This is a genomic window from Geodermatophilus sp. SMS 5-13, from assembly GCF_059428245.1.
In genome coordinates this window covers 3,315,740-3,330,022 of the sequence record NZ_CP165729.1, presented here as the reverse complement: position 1 = coordinate 3,330,022, position 14,283 = coordinate 3,315,740, and the positions used below count along the sequence as shown (strand labels likewise).

The window sequence follows — 14,283 nt, the reverse complement described above, 5'->3', positions numbered from 1 at the left end:
TTGAGGCTAGCCGTGGCATGGATTATGTTCCAGCACAGAACAAATCTTTTCCCACCCCCGGAGGAGCCGTCTTGAGCAGCACCCAGCCCACCCGCGACGACAAGTTCTCCTTCGGCCTGTGGACCGTGGGCTGGGCGGCGCGCGACCCGTTCGGCGAGGCCACCCGCCCCGCGCTCGACCCGGTGGAGAGCGTGCACCGGCTCGCCGAGTTCGGCGCCTACGGCGTGACCTTCCACGACGACGACCTGATCCCGTTCGGCAGCGACGAGGGCGCCCGCGAGCAGCACATCAAGCGCTTCCGCGCGGCGCTGGAGGAGACCGGCCTCGTCGTCCCCATGGTGACGACCAACCTGTTCACCCACCCCGTGTTCAAGGAGGGCGCGCTCACCGCCAACGACCGCGGCGTCCGCCGGTACGCGCTGCGCAAGGTCATGCGCAACATGGATCTCGCCGCGGAGCTCGGTGCGCAGACCTACGTGCTGTGGGGCGGCCGCGAGGGCGCCGAGGTCGATACCGCCAAGGACCTGCGCGCCGCGCTGGACCGGTACCGGGAGGGCATCGACACCCTCGCCCAGTACTCGATCGACCGCGGCTACGGCCTGCGCCTGGCGCTGGAGCCCAAGCCGAACGAGCCGCGCGGCGACATCTTCCTGCCCACGATCGGGCACGCCCTGGGCTTCATCTCCACCCTCGAGCACGCCGACCTGGTGGGCCTCAACCCCGAGGTCGGGCACGAGCAGATGGCCGGGCTGAACTTCACGCACGGCATCGCCCAGGCGCTGTGGCAGGGCAAGCTCTTCCACATCGACCTCAACGGCCAGAAGGGGCCGCGATACGACCAGGACTTCGTCTTCGGCCACGGCGACCTGCTCTCCGCCTTCGCCACCGTCGACCTGATCGAGAACGGCTTCCCGTCCGGCGGCCCGCGCTACGAGGGCCCCCGGCACTTCGACTACAAGCCGCTGCGCACCGAGGACGTCGAGGGCGTCTGGGAGTCCGCCGCCGCCAACATGCGCACCTACCTGCTGCTCAAGGAGCGGGCGGCCGCGTTCCGTGCCGACCCGGAGGTGCAGGAGGCGCTGGCCGCGGCGGGCGTGCCCGAGTCGGCGCAGCCCACGCTGGCCGAGGGGGAGACCTACGAGGACCTGCTGCGCGACCGTTCGGCGTTCGAGGACTTCGACGCCGAGGCCGCCGGCGCGCGCCGCGTCGGCGCCGTCCGCCTGTCCCAGCTGGCCCTGGAGCACGTGCTCGGCGCCCGATGACGCCGGCGGACGCGGCCGGGCCCCGGGGCCCGGCCGCGTCGGCCTCAGCGGGTCGCGGCCTCGGGCACCGCGCCCTGGCTCGCGGCGATGAACTCGCGGACGACCGGGTAGATCTCGGCCTCCCAGCGGGATCCGGCGAAGACGCCGTAGTGGCCGACGCCCGGCTGCAGGTGCGAGCGGTGCCGGTCGGCCGGGATGCCCGAGCACAGGTCGTGCGCCGCCGCGGTCTGGCCGGGCGAGCACATGTCGTCGTCCGCCCCCTCGACGGTGAGCAGCGCGGTGCGCCGGATGGCGGCCGGGTCGACCGCCCGCCCGCGCCAGGTGAACCGGCCGGCCGGCAGGTGGTGCTCCATGAAGACCCGCTGCAGCGTCTCCAGGTAGAAGTCCGCGGGCACGTCCATGACCGCGCCGTACTCGTCGTAGAAGCCGCGGGTGTGCGCCGCCTTCGCGTCGTCCCCGGCGACCAGCGCCCGGTAGAGCGCGAGGTGGGCGCCCAGGTGGCGCCGCGGGTTCATCGACATGAACGCGGACAGCTGCGCGACGCCGGGGTACACGCGCCGGCCCTTGCCGGGGTAGCGGGCGGGCACGGTCGTGGTCAGCACGTTGCGGTAGAAGGACAGCGGCGTCCGGTCGGCCATCGCGTTGACCCGGTTCGGGTTGATCCGGGTGTCCACCGGGCCGGCCATCAGCGTGAGGCTGCTCGGCTGCGCCGGGTCGTCGTCCTCGGCCAGCAGGGCGACCGCCGCCAGGACCAGCGGGGCCGGCTGGCACACGGCCATGACGTGGGTGTCGGGGCCGAGGTGCCGCAGCGCCTGCAGCACGTGGTCGATGTACTCGTCCAGGCCGAACCGGCCGTGCTCCAGGGGGATGTCGCGGGCGTTGTGCCAGTCCAGGACGAACACGTCGTGGTCGGCGAGCAGGGTGCGGATCGTCGGCCGCAGCAGCGTCGCGAAGTGCCCCGACATCGGCCCGACGACCAGCACCCGCGGCTGGCCGGTGACCCCCGGCTTGGCGAAGTGCACCAGCGTGCCGAACGGGGTCGACGTCTCCGGCTGGGGGAACACGTCGGCGTCCCGCCCGTCCACGACCACCGACTCGATGTCCCAGTGCGGGCGGACGTGGGTGGGGCGGGCGCGCGCCACGATGTCGCACGCCGCGCGCAGCCGGCGCGCGCTGGGCATTCCGGCGAGCGGGACGGGCAGGCCCTCCAGGGCGCGCGCGGTCAGCTCGGAGGTGATCCTGGTCGGCGCGCTCAGCCGGCGCTGCCACTCGTAGGCGGTGTAGAGCACAGTCCTGCCCGTCGTCGTCGATGGGATGCGGCACAGCGTGTGGCCTGCGCCACACGCGGTCACGCTAACCAGAGGTTCCGGGGTCGGCATGTCGGCGCCGCGCGACGCGCGCCCGGCGGTCCCCGACGTCACTCCCGCCCCACCACCGCCCGTCCGAATCACTAGGAGGATCGCTCGATGACGCTCGTCGCGGGGGTCGACTCGTCGACCCAGGCGTGCAAGGTCGTCGTCCGCGACGCCGAGACCGGGACGCTGGTCCGGTCCGGTCGCGCGCCGCACCCGCCGGGGACGGAGGTCGACCCGGCGGCCTGGGAGGCCGCGCTGACCACCGCGCTCGCCGAGGCCGGCGGGCTGGACGACGTCGCGGCGCTCGCCGTCGGCGGCCAGCAGCACGGCATGGTCTGCCTGGACGACGACGGCGCCGTCGTGCGCCCGGCGCTGCTGTGGAACGACACCCGCTCGGCCGGCGCCGCCGTGGACCTGATCGAGGAGCTCGGCGGGGGAGCGGCCGGCCGCACCGCCTGGGCCGAGGCGGTCGGCCTGGTGCCGGTCGCCTCGTTCACCGTGACCAAGGTGCGCTGGCTGGCCGAGCACGAGCCGGCGAACGCGGCCCGCACTGCCGCGGTCTGCCTGCCGCACGACTGGCTGACCTGGCGGCTGGCCGGCGCGCCCGCCCTCGACGCGCTGGTGACCGACCGCGGCGACGCCAGTGGCACCGGCTACTGGTCGGCGGCGACGGGGGAGTACCGGCTCGACCTGCTGGAGCGGGGGCTCGGGCACCGGGCCGTCGTCCCGCGGGTGCTCGGGCCGGCGGAGGCGGCCGGGCGGGCGGGGGACGTCGTCCTCGGCCCGGGCTCGGGCGACAACGCCGCGGCCGCGCTCGGGCTGGCCGCCGAGCCCGGCGATGTCGTCTGCTCGATCGGCACCTCCGGCGTGGTCGACATGGTGACCTCGGCGCCGGTCGCCGACCCGACCGGCACGGTGGCCGGGTTCGCCGACGCGACCGGCCACTACCTGCCGCTGATCGCCACCCTCAATGCCGCCCAGGTGCTGGACGCGACCGCCCGGCTGCTCGGTGTCGACCACGCGGAGCTCTCCCGGCTGGCGCTGTCCGCCCCGGCCGGCGCGGGCGGCCTCGTGCTGGTGCCCTACCTGGAGGGCGAGCGGACGCCGAACCGGCCGGACGCCACCGGCGCGCTGCACGGGCTCACCCAGGCGACCGCCGAACGCGCGCACCTGGCCCGGGCCGCGGTGGAGGGCCTGCTGTGCGGCCTGGCCGACGGGCTGGACGCCGTCGCCGCCGGGGGGACGCCGGTCCGCCGGGTGTTCCTGGTCGGCGGCGGGGCCCAGTCGGAGGCGGTGCGCCGGATCGCGCCCGCCGTCCTCGGGGTGCCGGTCCTCGTGCCGCCGCCGTCCGAGTACGTCGCCGACGGCGCCGCCCGGCAGGCCGCGTGGGTGCTGGCCGGGGGCGACACCCCGCCGGAGTGGCCGGTGCCCGGGACGGCCGTGCACGAGGCCGACCCGGTGCCGTTCGTGCGCGAGCGCTACGCCGAGGTCCGGGAGCTCACCGCGGCGCGGCAGACGTCCTAGACATCTGTTGCGCAGCCGTGTTGCGCGCCGCATGCTGTCGCCGGGCGGGGCCCCGGGGCGCATCTCGGGTGCGCCCCGCCCGCCAACGTGCGGGACCTTGGTCCCGGTAACGTTTGCCGGTCCCCCCGGCGGGCATCTGGGGGGCCGACCGACCCCGGCGTGGCCGTGAAATCCCCGCGCCGGGGTCGTGGCGTGTCCGGGGGCACGCGCGCGGGTCAGCCGACCCGCCGACGCCGCCGAGAAGGCGATCCGTGCACGCGACACGGCAACTCGCCGCCCGCTCGTGCACGGAGTGCCTTCTCGCGTCGGGAGGTTTGAGTTCCCGGGGCTGATCGGCCGGGTGTGCCGGGTCGCCGCGCCGGGCACCTGTGCGGGCGTCCGGGACGTCGCCGAGCCGAGGAGGTCCCATGACGCACGGTCGTGCCAGGTTGCGGACCGCGGCGGCGGGGATCGCGGTCGCCGCATCCGCCTTCACCGCCGTCGCGTGCGGTGGGTCCTCCGACGACGGCGGCGGCGGCCAGCAGCAGATCGAGCAGGAGGACGAGTCCGGGGACGACGGCGGGGGCGGGGGCGGGAACGGGTCGGGGGACGACGGCGGTCGGCACGGGGGACGCGAGGGCGGGGACGACCGGGGTGGCGGCGGCGACGGCTGACGCCGCCGCGGGCACCCGCCGGGGTCCCCGCGTCGCCGTGGTCGGCGGGGGCGTCCTCGGTGTCTCCACGGCCGCGCACCTGGCCGCGCGGGGCGCGCGGGTCACCCTGCTCACCGAGGCCGGTCTCGCCAGCGGCGCCTCCGGTCGCTCGCTGTCCTGGCTGAACTCCTCGGGCCGGTATTCGCCCGCCTACCACCGGCTGCGGCTGCTCGGGCTGGACCGCTACCGCACGTTCGCCGCCCGCGGCCGGTCCGTCGCCCTCGCCTTCGACGGCGCCCTCGCCTGGTCGGCGGCCGGCGGGGCCGAGGAGCTGCACGCGACGTACGAGCACCTGCGGCGGGTGGGGTACCGGGCGGAGTGGCTCGCCGGCGACGCGGTGCAGCACCGGACGCCCGGCGTCGACCCGGCCGCGATCCCGGACGAGGGCGCCCTGCTCACGCCGGACGAGGGGTGGGTCGACCTGCCGTCGCTGATCGACGCGCTGGCCGCCGACCTCACCGCCGGCGGCGGGCAGGTGCGCACCGGAGCGGGACGCTGCGAGGTCGTGGTGCGCGACGGCGCCGTGACCGGTGTGCGCACCGGCGCGGGCGAACTGCTGCCGGTCGACGCCGCCGTCCTCGCCACCGGGCCGGACGTGCCGCGCACCGTCGCCGGGCTCGGGACGGCGATCCCCGGCGCGACGACGCACGCGCTGCTGGTCCGCACGGCGCCCGTGCGGACGCGGCTGCGCGCCGTCCTCAACACCCCGCGGGTGTCCCTCCGCCCGGCGCCCGGCGACACGCTGGTCCTGGACGCGGCGTGGTCCGAGCGGGAGGTCCGCCGCCGGGACGACGGCACCTACGACGTCGGCGAGGCCACGATCGAGGGCCTGCTCCGCGAGGCGTCGGCGGTCCTCGAGGGCAACCCCGCCCTGACGACGGAGTCCCTCGGCGTCGGACCCAAGCCGATCCCCGGCGACGGCGAGCCGGTCCTAGGTGCGCTGCCCGGCATCGCCGGGTGCTTCGTCGCCTTCACCCACAGCGGGGCGACGCTCGGGCTGGTCGCGGGCGAACTGCTCGCCGAGGAGGTCCTCGGCGGCCGCCCGAGCGCGCTGCTCGAGCCCTTCCGGCCCGGCCGCTTCGCCCTGGCCTGAGACGGCGCACGGCCCGCCTCCCAGGGGAAGGCGGGCCGTGCGGTCGGCAGCGTCAGCGGACGGCGACCGGCTCCCGCTCCGCGGCGGGGTGCGACGCCTTCTCCAGCCCGGCGCCCTCGACGTCGAGCGTGGGCAGCCAGCGCAGCCCGCGGGGCAGCCACCAGGCGGCCCGGCCGAGCAGCGCCAGCGCCGCCGGCACGATCACCATGCGGACGACGAAGGCGTCGAACAGGATGCCCATCGCCAGGGCGAAGGCGATCGACTTGACCGTGGCCTCGCCGGCCGGCACGAAGCCCGCGAACACCGAGAACATGATCAGCGCGGCCGCGACGACGACCGGGGCGGCCTGGCGGAAGCCGGTGCGGATCGCCTCGACCGGTGCGGCGCCGTGGCTGTGCGCCTCGTGCATCCGGGACACCAGGAAGATCTGGTAGTCCATCGCCAGCCCGAACAGGATCCCGATGACCAGGATCGGCGTGAGGCTGATCAGCGGGCCGGCCCCCTCGAGGTTGACCACGTCGGCCAGCCAGCCCCACTGGAACACGGCGACCGTGGCGCCGAGCGAGGCGCCGACGGTGAGCAGGAAGCCCAGGACGCCGACCAGCGGGACGAGCAGCGACCGGAAGACCAGCACCAGCAGCACCAGCGCCAGGCCGACGACCAGGGCCAGGTAGACCGGCAGCGCCTCGTCGAGGGCCTGCGCGACGTCGACGCTGACCGCCGTCTGGCCGGTGACCGCGGCCTGCACCCCGTCGAGGCCGGCGAGCTCGGTCCGCAGGTCCGCCACCAGCCGCTCGGTCGCGGGGTCGGTCGGCCCGGACTTCGGGATGACGGTGAGCAGGGCCGCGGTGTCGTCGGCGTTCGGGATCGGCGGGGTGACGAGGGCGACGTCGTCCAGGCCGGTGATCGTCCCGGACAGCCCCGCCGCGGCCTCGGCGGCGCCGTCCCCCTCGAACAGGATGGTGATCGGCCCGTTGAAGCCCTCACCGAAGCCGGTCGCCAGCAGCTCATGGGCGCGGGCCTGGGTGGACCCCTCGGGCGCGCTCTGGACCAGCGTGGTCTGCATCGAGAAGAACGGGATCGAGAGGGTGCCGAGGGCCACCACGGCCAGCAGCAGCGACACGACGCGGCGCCGGGTGACCGTGGCGACCCAGCCGGCGAGGAAGCCGCGCCCCTCGGCCGCGTGCGCGTGGCGGCCGGGCGCGTGGGCCGGGTCCGCGCGGTGCTTCTTCGGCAGCGCGCGCAGGCCGAGGAAGCCGAGCGCGGCCGGGACCAGGGTGAGCGCGACCAGGACGGCGACGACGATGGTCGCCGCCGCGGCGAGGCCCATCTGGGTGAGGAACGGGATGCCGACGACGAACAGGCCGGCCAGGGCGATGACCACGGTCAGGCCCGCGGTGACCACCGCCGAGCCGGCCGTGCCGACGGCGGTGGCGATGGCGGTGGGGACGTCGGCGCCGTGCCGCAGTTCCTGCCGGTGGCGGGTGACGATGAACAGCGCGTAGTCGATGCCGACGGCCAGGCCGAGCATCGCCGCGAGGGTCGGGGTGGTCGACGACAGGTCGATGAAGCCGGTGGCGATGGTGACGCCGAGGACGCCGATGCCCACGCCGACGACGGCGGTGAGCAGGTTCATGCCGGCGACGGCGAGCGAGCCGTAGGTGAGGGCGAGGACGATCAGGGCGACCACGACGCCGAGCGCCTCGGTGATCCCGCCGACGTGCGGCGGCGCCTGCACCGCCTCGCCGCCGACCTCGACGGTGAGCCCGCTGTCGCGCGCGTCGTCGACGGCGGCCAGCAGCGCGTCCTGCTCCGCAGGCGTCACCTCGCCGGGCCCGACGCCGTAGGTCACCGTGCTGTAGCCGGTGGTCTGGTCGGCGTTGACCGTGGGGGCGGCCGGGTCCAGCGGGTTGGTGGCCGACACGACGCCGGGGAGCCCGCCCAGCGTGGTGACCAGTCGCTGCATGACCGCGGCGTTCTCGGGCGTGGTCAGCGTGGCGCCGTCCGGGGCCTGGACCACGACCCGGGCGCTGGCGCCGCCGCCGGCACCGAACTCCGCCTTGATCCGCTCGAGCGCGGTCGTGGACTCCTGCCCGGGGATGGAGAAGGCGTTCGACGTCTCCCCGGCCAGGGTGACCGCGCCGACGCCGCCCCCGACGAGGACGACCAGCCACACGAGCAGCACGGGGACGCGGCGCCGGTAGGCGAAGGCGCCGAGTCGGGACAACAGCACAGCCATGGGGGATCAGGCCTCCACCTGGTCGGGGTCGGGAAGAGCGGCGACGGGACGGCGGTGGCCGAGCGCGTCGAAGCAGGTGGCGACGATCGACGTCCGCCACTCGGTGGTCCGGTTCTGGGAGTTGGCCGCGAGGGTGAGGACGGCGAGCGCGCCGAGGGCGCCGACGACGCGGACGCTGCGCTCCGACGGTTCCGCTTCGGGGTCGACGCCGAACGCCCGGAGTGCCGCGGCGGCCGCCGGGTCCGGCGCCGGCGAACCGCCCTGCAGGACCGGCGCCAGCAGCAGCGCGACCAGCCCGGGGTGCGCCAGCGCGACGTCGACCATCACCTCGAGGGCGCGCCGGTCGCGGGTGGCGCCCGGCGGCAGGTCCTGCACGGGGTCGAGGACCCGCTGCCCCAGCGCGCCGGCCTGCGCGAGCACCGCATCGTGCAGTGCGTCCTTGCTCGGGAAGTGGTGCAGCAGGCCGGCCTTGGACAGGCCGACGGCGTCGGCGACGTCCTGCACGGAGGTCTTGGCGAAGCCGCGGCGGGCGAACAGCGCCGCCGCGCGGTCGACGATGCCTTCGTCGATCTGCTGCCGGAACGGTCGGGCCACGGCGCCAGGCTACGACCCGGCCGACTGGTCCGGTAGGCTTACCGACCGAAATGGTCGGTGCCGTCGCTCACAGCCGCGGATGGACCGCGCTGTGCTCGGCGCCCGGCACCGACCAGCCGCGCTCGGCGTAGGGGAAGCCGTCGAGCTCGGACGTCTCCGGGCCTAGCTGGTGGTAGGAGCGGATCTCGCGGATCAGCCCGTCCGCGCTGGTGAACCACTCCGTGCCGCGGGTGGCGACGCGCTCGGTCGCGCCGTCGGGCAGCCACCACATCGTCCACTCGATGACCGCCTGCTCGCGCGTGGCGCAGATGCTCTCGACCACCCAGCGTGCCTGCCGCTGGGCCGCCACCGTGCGCCAGTAGCGGGCCAGGTGCTCGGCGCCCTCCACGGCCTTCGACCCGGGATTCGGGGCGAGGAACCAGTGGACGACGTCGGGGTGCAGCGTGGTCAGCATCAGGTCGACGTCGCCGGCGCTGCAGCCGTCGTAGTACCGGGTGATCAGCGCGAGCCAGGCCGCGGACGAGTCGTCCGCCGTCCGCGGATCGGCGAGGTCGGGCACGCCGTCAGCTCACGGCGGCGAGCGCGGGGCTCCGGCGGACGTCGACGGCCAGCACGCTCGGGAAGCGCAGCAGCCGCGCCTCCAGCAGCTCGGCGCCGTCGGCGTCGACCAGGGTGTCGACCGACAGCCGCCAGCGGCCGGCGCCGGCCTCCTCGGCCTCGAAGCGGGTGACCGCGTAGGCGCGGCCGGTCAGGAGGGTCAGCACCCGCTGGACGGCGGGCAGGTCGGTCACGGTGACGTGCACCTTGGCGGGGGACATCGGATTCCTCGGCGGATCGGGAGGGGATCGCTCTCGAGGCCGTGCCTCGGACCCGCCGGCGGAGAGTCAGGCGCCGGCGGGCCCGCGGGGAATCTGCCGGATCGCCACGGAGGCAGGTTACGACGGCCGACCGCGCGCGGACCAGAGGGCCGCCGCATTGCGGTCGGTGCCGCCGGACGGCCCGCGTCCGTGGACCGAGCTGGGGCCGGACGCCACCGGGGTTCGCCGGGATCGGGACGTACGCGGAGTTCGACTCGGACGACGAGCTGCTCGACGCGACCGCCGTCGTCGTCGACGTCGGCGTCGTGTGGACCGAACCGTGGCGGCTCGACGTCACGGGTGCGCTGCGGCCCGGGCGCAACACGATCCGGATCGACGTGGCCAACGCGTGGATGAACCGGCTGATCGCCGAGGCGGCGTCCCCGATCGGCGAGATCTTCGCCCCGGTCGCGGGCCTCTACTCGCCGGACGCGCCGCTGCACCGCTGCGGGGTCACCGGCCCGGTGCGCCTGCAGCTCTTCCGGGGAGGTGCGGGCGGCCACTGACCGGTCCGGTAGACAGGCGGTGCGGCCGTTGACGTGTGCCGCGGACGAGCCTATCCGGCGGAGTGGACGACGAGCAGTGCAGTTGCCGACGCGGCCGGTGATCCCCGGCTTCCACCCCGATCCGAGCATCTGCCGGGTGGGTGACACCTACTACCTCGTCACCAGCAGCTTCGAGTACGCGCCCGGCGTGCCGATCCTCCGCTCGACCGACCTGCGGTCCTGGGAGCAGATCGGCAGCGTCCTGGACCGGCCGTCGCAGCTGTCCGTCACGGGCGCCGAGCCGTCGGGCGGGATCTTCGCGCCGACGCGGCGCCACCACGACGGCCGCTTCTGGATGATCACGACCAACATGACCGACGGCGGCGGGCACCTCCTCGTCACCGCCGAGGACCCGGCCGGTCCCTGGTCCGAGCCGGTCCGCTTCCCGGACGCTCCCGGCATCGATCCCGACCTCGCCTGGGACGACGACGGCACCTGCTACCTCACCTGGTCCGGCTTCAGCCCGGAGGAGGGACCTGGCGACGTTCCTGACCCGGTGGGACTGCTGCTGGAGGCCTGGCCCGCCGGCGCCTGAGTACGGCGTTGCCATGCACAGATGCGGTACCACAGCGGTACCATCAGCGTGTGGCGATGAACCTCCGGCTTACAGACGCGGAAACCGAGGCCCTGCGGCGCAAGGCCGAGGAAGAGGGCCGCTCGATGCAGGAGGTCGCGCGGACGGCCATCGCCGAGTATGTGTCCGATCGGCCGCGGCGGCTGCGCGCAGCGATCGACCGGGTGCGCACTGAGGACGCCGAACTCCTCTCCCGCCTAGCAAAGTGAGCTCGTCCGAGGACCGGATCGACCACCTCACCCTGGAGGACCTGCTCGAAATCGCCGCCGGCGTCGTCGAATCGGCGCAGGTGCGAGATCTCGGGCTACTGGCCTCCGCCGCGGCTCGTCCGCGCGCGACCGCGTTCGGCCGGGACGCCTATCCCGGGTTCGCTGATCGGGCGGCGGCGCTCATGCACTCGCTGGCCCGCACCCACGCGCTCGTGGACGGCAACAAGCGTCTGGCGTGGGCAGCCACCCGCGTGTTCTGCCTGCTGAACGATCGCGATCTCGCCTTCACGGTGGACGAAGCCGAGGCGCTCGTCGTCGGCGTCTCCGCCGGCGAAATCGACGTGCCGGAACTGGCCGACATCCTCCGCCAGCGCCTCGTCGACATCAGCGGTTCGGGACGCTGAGGTCTGACGGCGCCGCGCCCGGGGCTCGAGCTCGCCGGGCGCGGCGCCCGTCTCAGGAGCGCTTCAGCTCGGCGAATGTGTCGGCCACCCAGTCGGCGATGAAGGTGCTGACGTAGGGCAGGTGGTCCAGGCCGATGTGCTCGGTCGCGCCCTCCTCCGGCGTGAACACCCGCAGCTCGCGCTTGGGGGAGTTGACCGCCTGCTCGTAGGAGCGGTGCGCGTAGTCCAGCGGGATCTGCCGGTCGTTCGCGCCGTGCGCGATGAGGAACGGCACGGTGATCTTCTCCACGACGCCGTCGAGGTGGACGTCGTCGGCGAAGTCGAGGAACGCGTCGAGGTGGTGCTCGTCGCCGTCCTTGCCCCAGACCCAGAGCACGTGCTCCCAGTAGTGGGGGACGGGGCGCTCGCCCTCGCGCTCCTTGCGGCGGCGCTGCACGGCGCCCCAGTTGTGGTTGGCGCCCCAGGCCACGCACAGCGCGAGGCGCTTCTCGAACGCCGCGGCGCGCGGGGAGTAGTAGCCGCCCAGCGACCAGCCGACGATGCCGATCCGGGCCGCGTCGACGTCGGAACGCGTCTCCAGCCAGTCCACCGCCGCGCCGGCCCAGACCTCGGTGTCGATGCGCGCGGGCAGCCCCTGCAGCCGCAGCGCCTCGCCGGTGCCGGGCTGGTCGAGCATCAGGCACGAGATGCCGCGGGCGGCCAGCTCCTCCCAGTGGTTGGAGGAGTACATGTGCTCCTTGGTCGAGTCCAGGCCGTTGACCAGGATGATCACCGGCGCGGGACCGTCCGCGGTGGCCGGTGCGGCGCTGAAGTAGGCCGGCAGCGTCGTCCCCTCGTAGGGGATCGCGACCCGGGACACCGACGGGCTGTGGGTGTCGAACGCCTTCTGCGCCAGCTCGAGCAGCCGCTTGTAGGTCGGGATCCGGTTGGGGTCGGAGTGGGCCAGCATCCGTTCGGCCTGCGCGAGGTAGTTCGACGCCCGGAAGTACAGCTGCCCGGCGGTGCGGGTGTGCCCGGCCTTCGCCGCCTCCTCGGCCTGGCCGACCAGCTGGTCGGTCAGCGTCGTCCAGGCGGCCAGGAACGCGGGCGTGCCGGCGTCCTCTCCGCCCGCGGCCGCCTCCCTGATCGGCCGGCAGGCGCGGTCGACCTCGTCGATCAGCCCGCCGGAGTTCAGCGTGGCGACGACGGACAGGTTGTACGTGTACGGGCCGGTGGGGAAGTACTCGAACACTGCGGTTCCTCTCGGTGGTTCAGGAAGCGGCGCGGACGGCGTCGCTGATCGACTTGACGCCGCCGTGCGCGGTCAGGCCGCCGTCGACCGGGATCTCGGCGCGGGTGATGAAGGAGGACTCGTCGCTGACGAGGAAGAGCACCAACGGCGCCACCTCGTCGACGGTGCCGGTGCGGCCGAGCGGGGCCTCGGCGACGTCGGCGTCGCGGAACGCCGGCGCCACCGAGGCGGTCATCGGCGTCTCGATGTAGCCGGGGTGCACGGTGTTGACCCGGATCCCGCGCGGGCCGAGCTCGGTGCAGGCCACCTTCGCCAGGCCGCGCAGCGCCCACTTCGACGCCGATTCGATGGCCCTCCTGCAGGGGCCCGACGCGAGCCTGCGAGCGGTGGGGGCCAGGAGGGTCCTTGTACCGGTGACGTTGACCTGCTGCATCCGGAACAGGTCGTCGGGCTGCAGCTCGGCCAGCCGCGCCCGCCAGGTGATACCGGCGTTGGCGACCAGCCCGTGGACGACGCCGTGCCGGCGGCGCAGGTCGTCGGCGAGCGCCGTCCACCCGGCCGCGTCGGTGACGTCGAGCTGCCGGTACTCCACACCCGGCAGCTCCTCGGCCGGCCCCGGCTTCGGGTCGACGGCGACGACCGTCGCGCCCTCGGCGGCGAGCAGCCGTGCCTCCGCCGCGCCCTGCCCCTGGCCGGCGCCGGTGACGAACACGACCTTCCCCCCGGCGCGGCTCATGACGCGCGCGTGCGGGCCCGCGGCCGGGGACGAGCGGCCCGCACCGGCGGCAGCTCGACGCCCTCCACGACGCGATTGCGGATCGTGCCGATGCCCTCGACGGTCATCTCGACGACGTCGCCCGGCCGCAGCGGCGGCGGCGCCGCGTCGCCGCGGGTGCCCCACAGCTCGGCGAGGCAGCCGCCGTTGCCACAGGTGCCCGAGCCGAGCACGTCCCCGGCGCGCACCCACGTGCCGCGGGAGGCGTAGGAGATCAGCTCCTCGAACGGCCAGCCCATGTTGGACAGCAGGTCCTGGCCGATCTCGACGCCGTTCACCGACACCCGCATGTCGAGGGCCAGGAAGCCGTCGGCGTCCCGGTAGGGCTCGAGCTCGTCGGCGGTGACCAGCCAGGGGCCGAGGGTCGTCGCCGAGTCCTTGCCCTTGGCCGGGCCGAGGTTGACCTTCATCTCCCGGGACTGCAGGTCGCGGGCGGACCAGTCGTTGAGGATCGTGTAGCCGAAGATCGCGTCCCGGGCCCGCTCCGGCGACAGCGAGGCGCCGTCCGTGCCGACGACGACGGCGACCTCGAGCTCGAAGTCGAAGCGCTGCGACCCCGGCGGGACGGCGACGTCGTCGTGCGCGCCGATCAGCGCGTAGGGGTTGGTGAAGTAGAACGTCGGCGCCTCGTACCACTGCTCCACGACGCCGGCGACCCCGTCGATGGCCTTGCGCACGCCCTCGACGTGCTCCTCGAACGCGACGAAGTCACGGACCGTCGGGGGGTGCAGCGGCGGCAGCAGCCGGACGGCGTCGATCGGGACCGGCGGCGCCGACAGCGCCGTGGTGCCGGCCTCGAGCGCGGCCGGCAGCCCGGCCCGCACGAGGTCGAGCACGGTGACGTCGGCGGGCAGGGCGTGCAGCCCGTGCTCGCCGACGACGCCGGCGGTGACGATCCCGCCGTCCTCCCAGGTGGCGAAGCGCATCGG

General features: G+C 74.7%; 16 protein-coding genes. 8 read left to right on the top strand and 8 right to left on the bottom strand.

Annotation, left to right across the window (positions count from 1 at the left end; translation table 11 throughout):
- The first annotated feature begins 71 nt into the window (after positions 1–71).
- A complete protein-coding gene (gene xylA / locus AB3388_RS16110) occupies positions 72–1,262 on the top strand; it encodes a xylose isomerase (RefSeq protein WP_495406311.1) in 1,191 nt (396 codons plus the stop codon).
- 44 nt (positions 1,263–1,306) lie between these two features.
- Here the strand turns inward: xylA and AB3388_RS16105 are convergent, their stop codons facing one another.
- Entirely contained in the window at positions 1,307–2,551 is a 1,245-nt protein-coding gene (locus AB3388_RS16105) for a polyhydroxyalkanoate depolymerase (protein ID WP_495406310.1), read from the bottom strand.
- Between the two features lie 177 nt (positions 2,552–2,728).
- Between AB3388_RS16105 and xylB the strand changes: the two genes are divergently transcribed.
- From xylB to AB3388_RS16090, 3 genes are all read left to right on the top strand, one after another.
- Positions 2,729–4,141: a xylulokinase gene (gene xylB, locus AB3388_RS16100; RefSeq protein WP_495406309.1), complete on the top strand. Its 1,413-nt coding sequence runs from the start codon at positions 2,729–2,731 to the stop codon at positions 4,139–4,141.
- Positions 4,142–4,548: 407 nt separating this feature from the next.
- Positions 4,549–4,794 (top strand): hypothetical protein, encoded by a 246-nt coding sequence (locus AB3388_RS16095; RefSeq protein ID WP_495406308.1) that lies wholly within the window; start codon positions 4,549–4,551, stop codon positions 4,792–4,794.
- A complete protein-coding gene (locus AB3388_RS16090) occupies positions 4,775–5,926 on the top strand; it encodes an NAD(P)/FAD-dependent oxidoreductase (protein WP_495406307.1) in 1,152 nt (383 codons plus the stop codon). The genes AB3388_RS16095 and AB3388_RS16090 overlap by 20 nt, the downstream gene beginning before the upstream one ends.
- Positions 5,927–5,978: 52 nt before the next feature.
- Here the strand turns inward: AB3388_RS16090 and AB3388_RS16085 are convergent, their stop codons facing one another.
- The 4 genes from AB3388_RS16085 to AB3388_RS16070 form a co-directional block, all read right to left on the bottom strand.
- The gene (locus AB3388_RS16085; RefSeq protein ID WP_495406306.1) at positions 5,979–8,165 is read right to left on the bottom strand and encodes an MMPL family transporter; all 2,187 of its coding nucleotides are present in this window, start codon (positions 8,163–8,165) and stop codon (positions 5,979–5,981) included.
- 6 nt (positions 8,166–8,171) lie between these two features.
- Positions 8,172–8,759, bottom strand: a complete 588-nt coding sequence (locus tag AB3388_RS16080; RefSeq protein ID WP_495406305.1) for a TetR/AcrR family transcriptional regulator — start codon at positions 8,757–8,759, stop codon at positions 8,172–8,174.
- A gap of 67 nt (positions 8,760–8,826) precedes the next feature.
- Positions 8,827–9,318 (bottom strand): nuclear transport factor 2 family protein, encoded by a 492-nt coding sequence (locus AB3388_RS16075; RefSeq protein WP_495406304.1) that lies wholly within the window; start codon positions 9,316–9,318, stop codon positions 8,827–8,829.
- Between the two features lie 4 nt (positions 9,319–9,322).
- A complete protein-coding gene (locus tag AB3388_RS16070) occupies positions 9,323–9,577 on the bottom strand; it encodes a hypothetical protein (RefSeq protein WP_495406303.1) in 255 nt (84 codons plus the stop codon).
- A 305-nt stretch (positions 9,578–9,882) separates the two neighbouring features.
- Between AB3388_RS16070 and AB3388_RS16065 the strand changes: the two genes are divergently transcribed.
- The 4 genes from AB3388_RS16065 (at position 9,883) to AB3388_RS16050 (ending at position 11,348) form a co-directional block, all read left to right on the top strand.
- Complete coding sequence (locus AB3388_RS16065; protein WP_495406302.1) at positions 9,883–10,122, top strand: hypothetical protein; 240 nt, start codon at positions 9,883–9,885, stop codon at positions 10,120–10,122.
- Between the two features lie 76 nt (positions 10,123–10,198).
- A complete protein-coding gene (locus AB3388_RS16060) occupies positions 10,199–10,696 on the top strand; it encodes a family 43 glycosylhydrolase (RefSeq protein ID WP_495406301.1) in 498 nt (165 codons plus the stop codon).
- Between the two features lie 50 nt (positions 10,697–10,746).
- Positions 10,747–10,944 carry a hypothetical protein gene (locus AB3388_RS16055; protein ID WP_495406300.1) on the top strand — a complete coding sequence of 66 codons (198 nt, stop codon included), beginning with the start codon at positions 10,747–10,749 and terminating at the stop codon, positions 10,942–10,944.
- The gene (locus AB3388_RS16050; protein WP_495406299.1) at positions 10,941–11,348 is read left to right on the top strand and encodes a type II toxin-antitoxin system death-on-curing family toxin; all 408 of its coding nucleotides are present in this window, start codon (positions 10,941–10,943) and stop codon (positions 11,346–11,348) included. The genes AB3388_RS16055 and AB3388_RS16050 overlap by 4 nt, the downstream gene beginning before the upstream one ends.
- Positions 11,349–11,400: 52 nt before the next feature.
- Here AB3388_RS16050 and AB3388_RS16045 read toward each other — a convergent pair whose 3' ends face one another.
- The 3 genes from AB3388_RS16045 to AB3388_RS16035 are packed head-to-tail and all read right to left on the bottom strand — an operon-like array spanning position 11,401 to position 14,280.
- Entirely contained in the window at positions 11,401–12,579 is a 1,179-nt protein-coding gene (locus tag AB3388_RS16045; RefSeq protein WP_495406298.1) for an alpha/beta hydrolase family protein, read from the bottom strand.
- 19 nt (positions 12,580–12,598) lie between these two features.
- The gene (locus AB3388_RS16040; protein WP_495406296.1) at positions 12,599–13,315 is read right to left on the bottom strand and encodes an SDR family NAD(P)-dependent oxidoreductase; all 717 of its coding nucleotides are present in this window, start codon (positions 13,313–13,315) and stop codon (positions 12,599–12,601) included.
- Entirely contained in the window at positions 13,312–14,280 is a 969-nt protein-coding gene (locus tag AB3388_RS16035; RefSeq protein ID WP_495406295.1) for a fumarylacetoacetate hydrolase family protein, read from the bottom strand. The genes AB3388_RS16040 and AB3388_RS16035 overlap by 4 nt, the downstream gene beginning before the upstream one ends.
- Between the last annotated feature and the right edge of the window lie 3 nt (positions 14,281–14,283).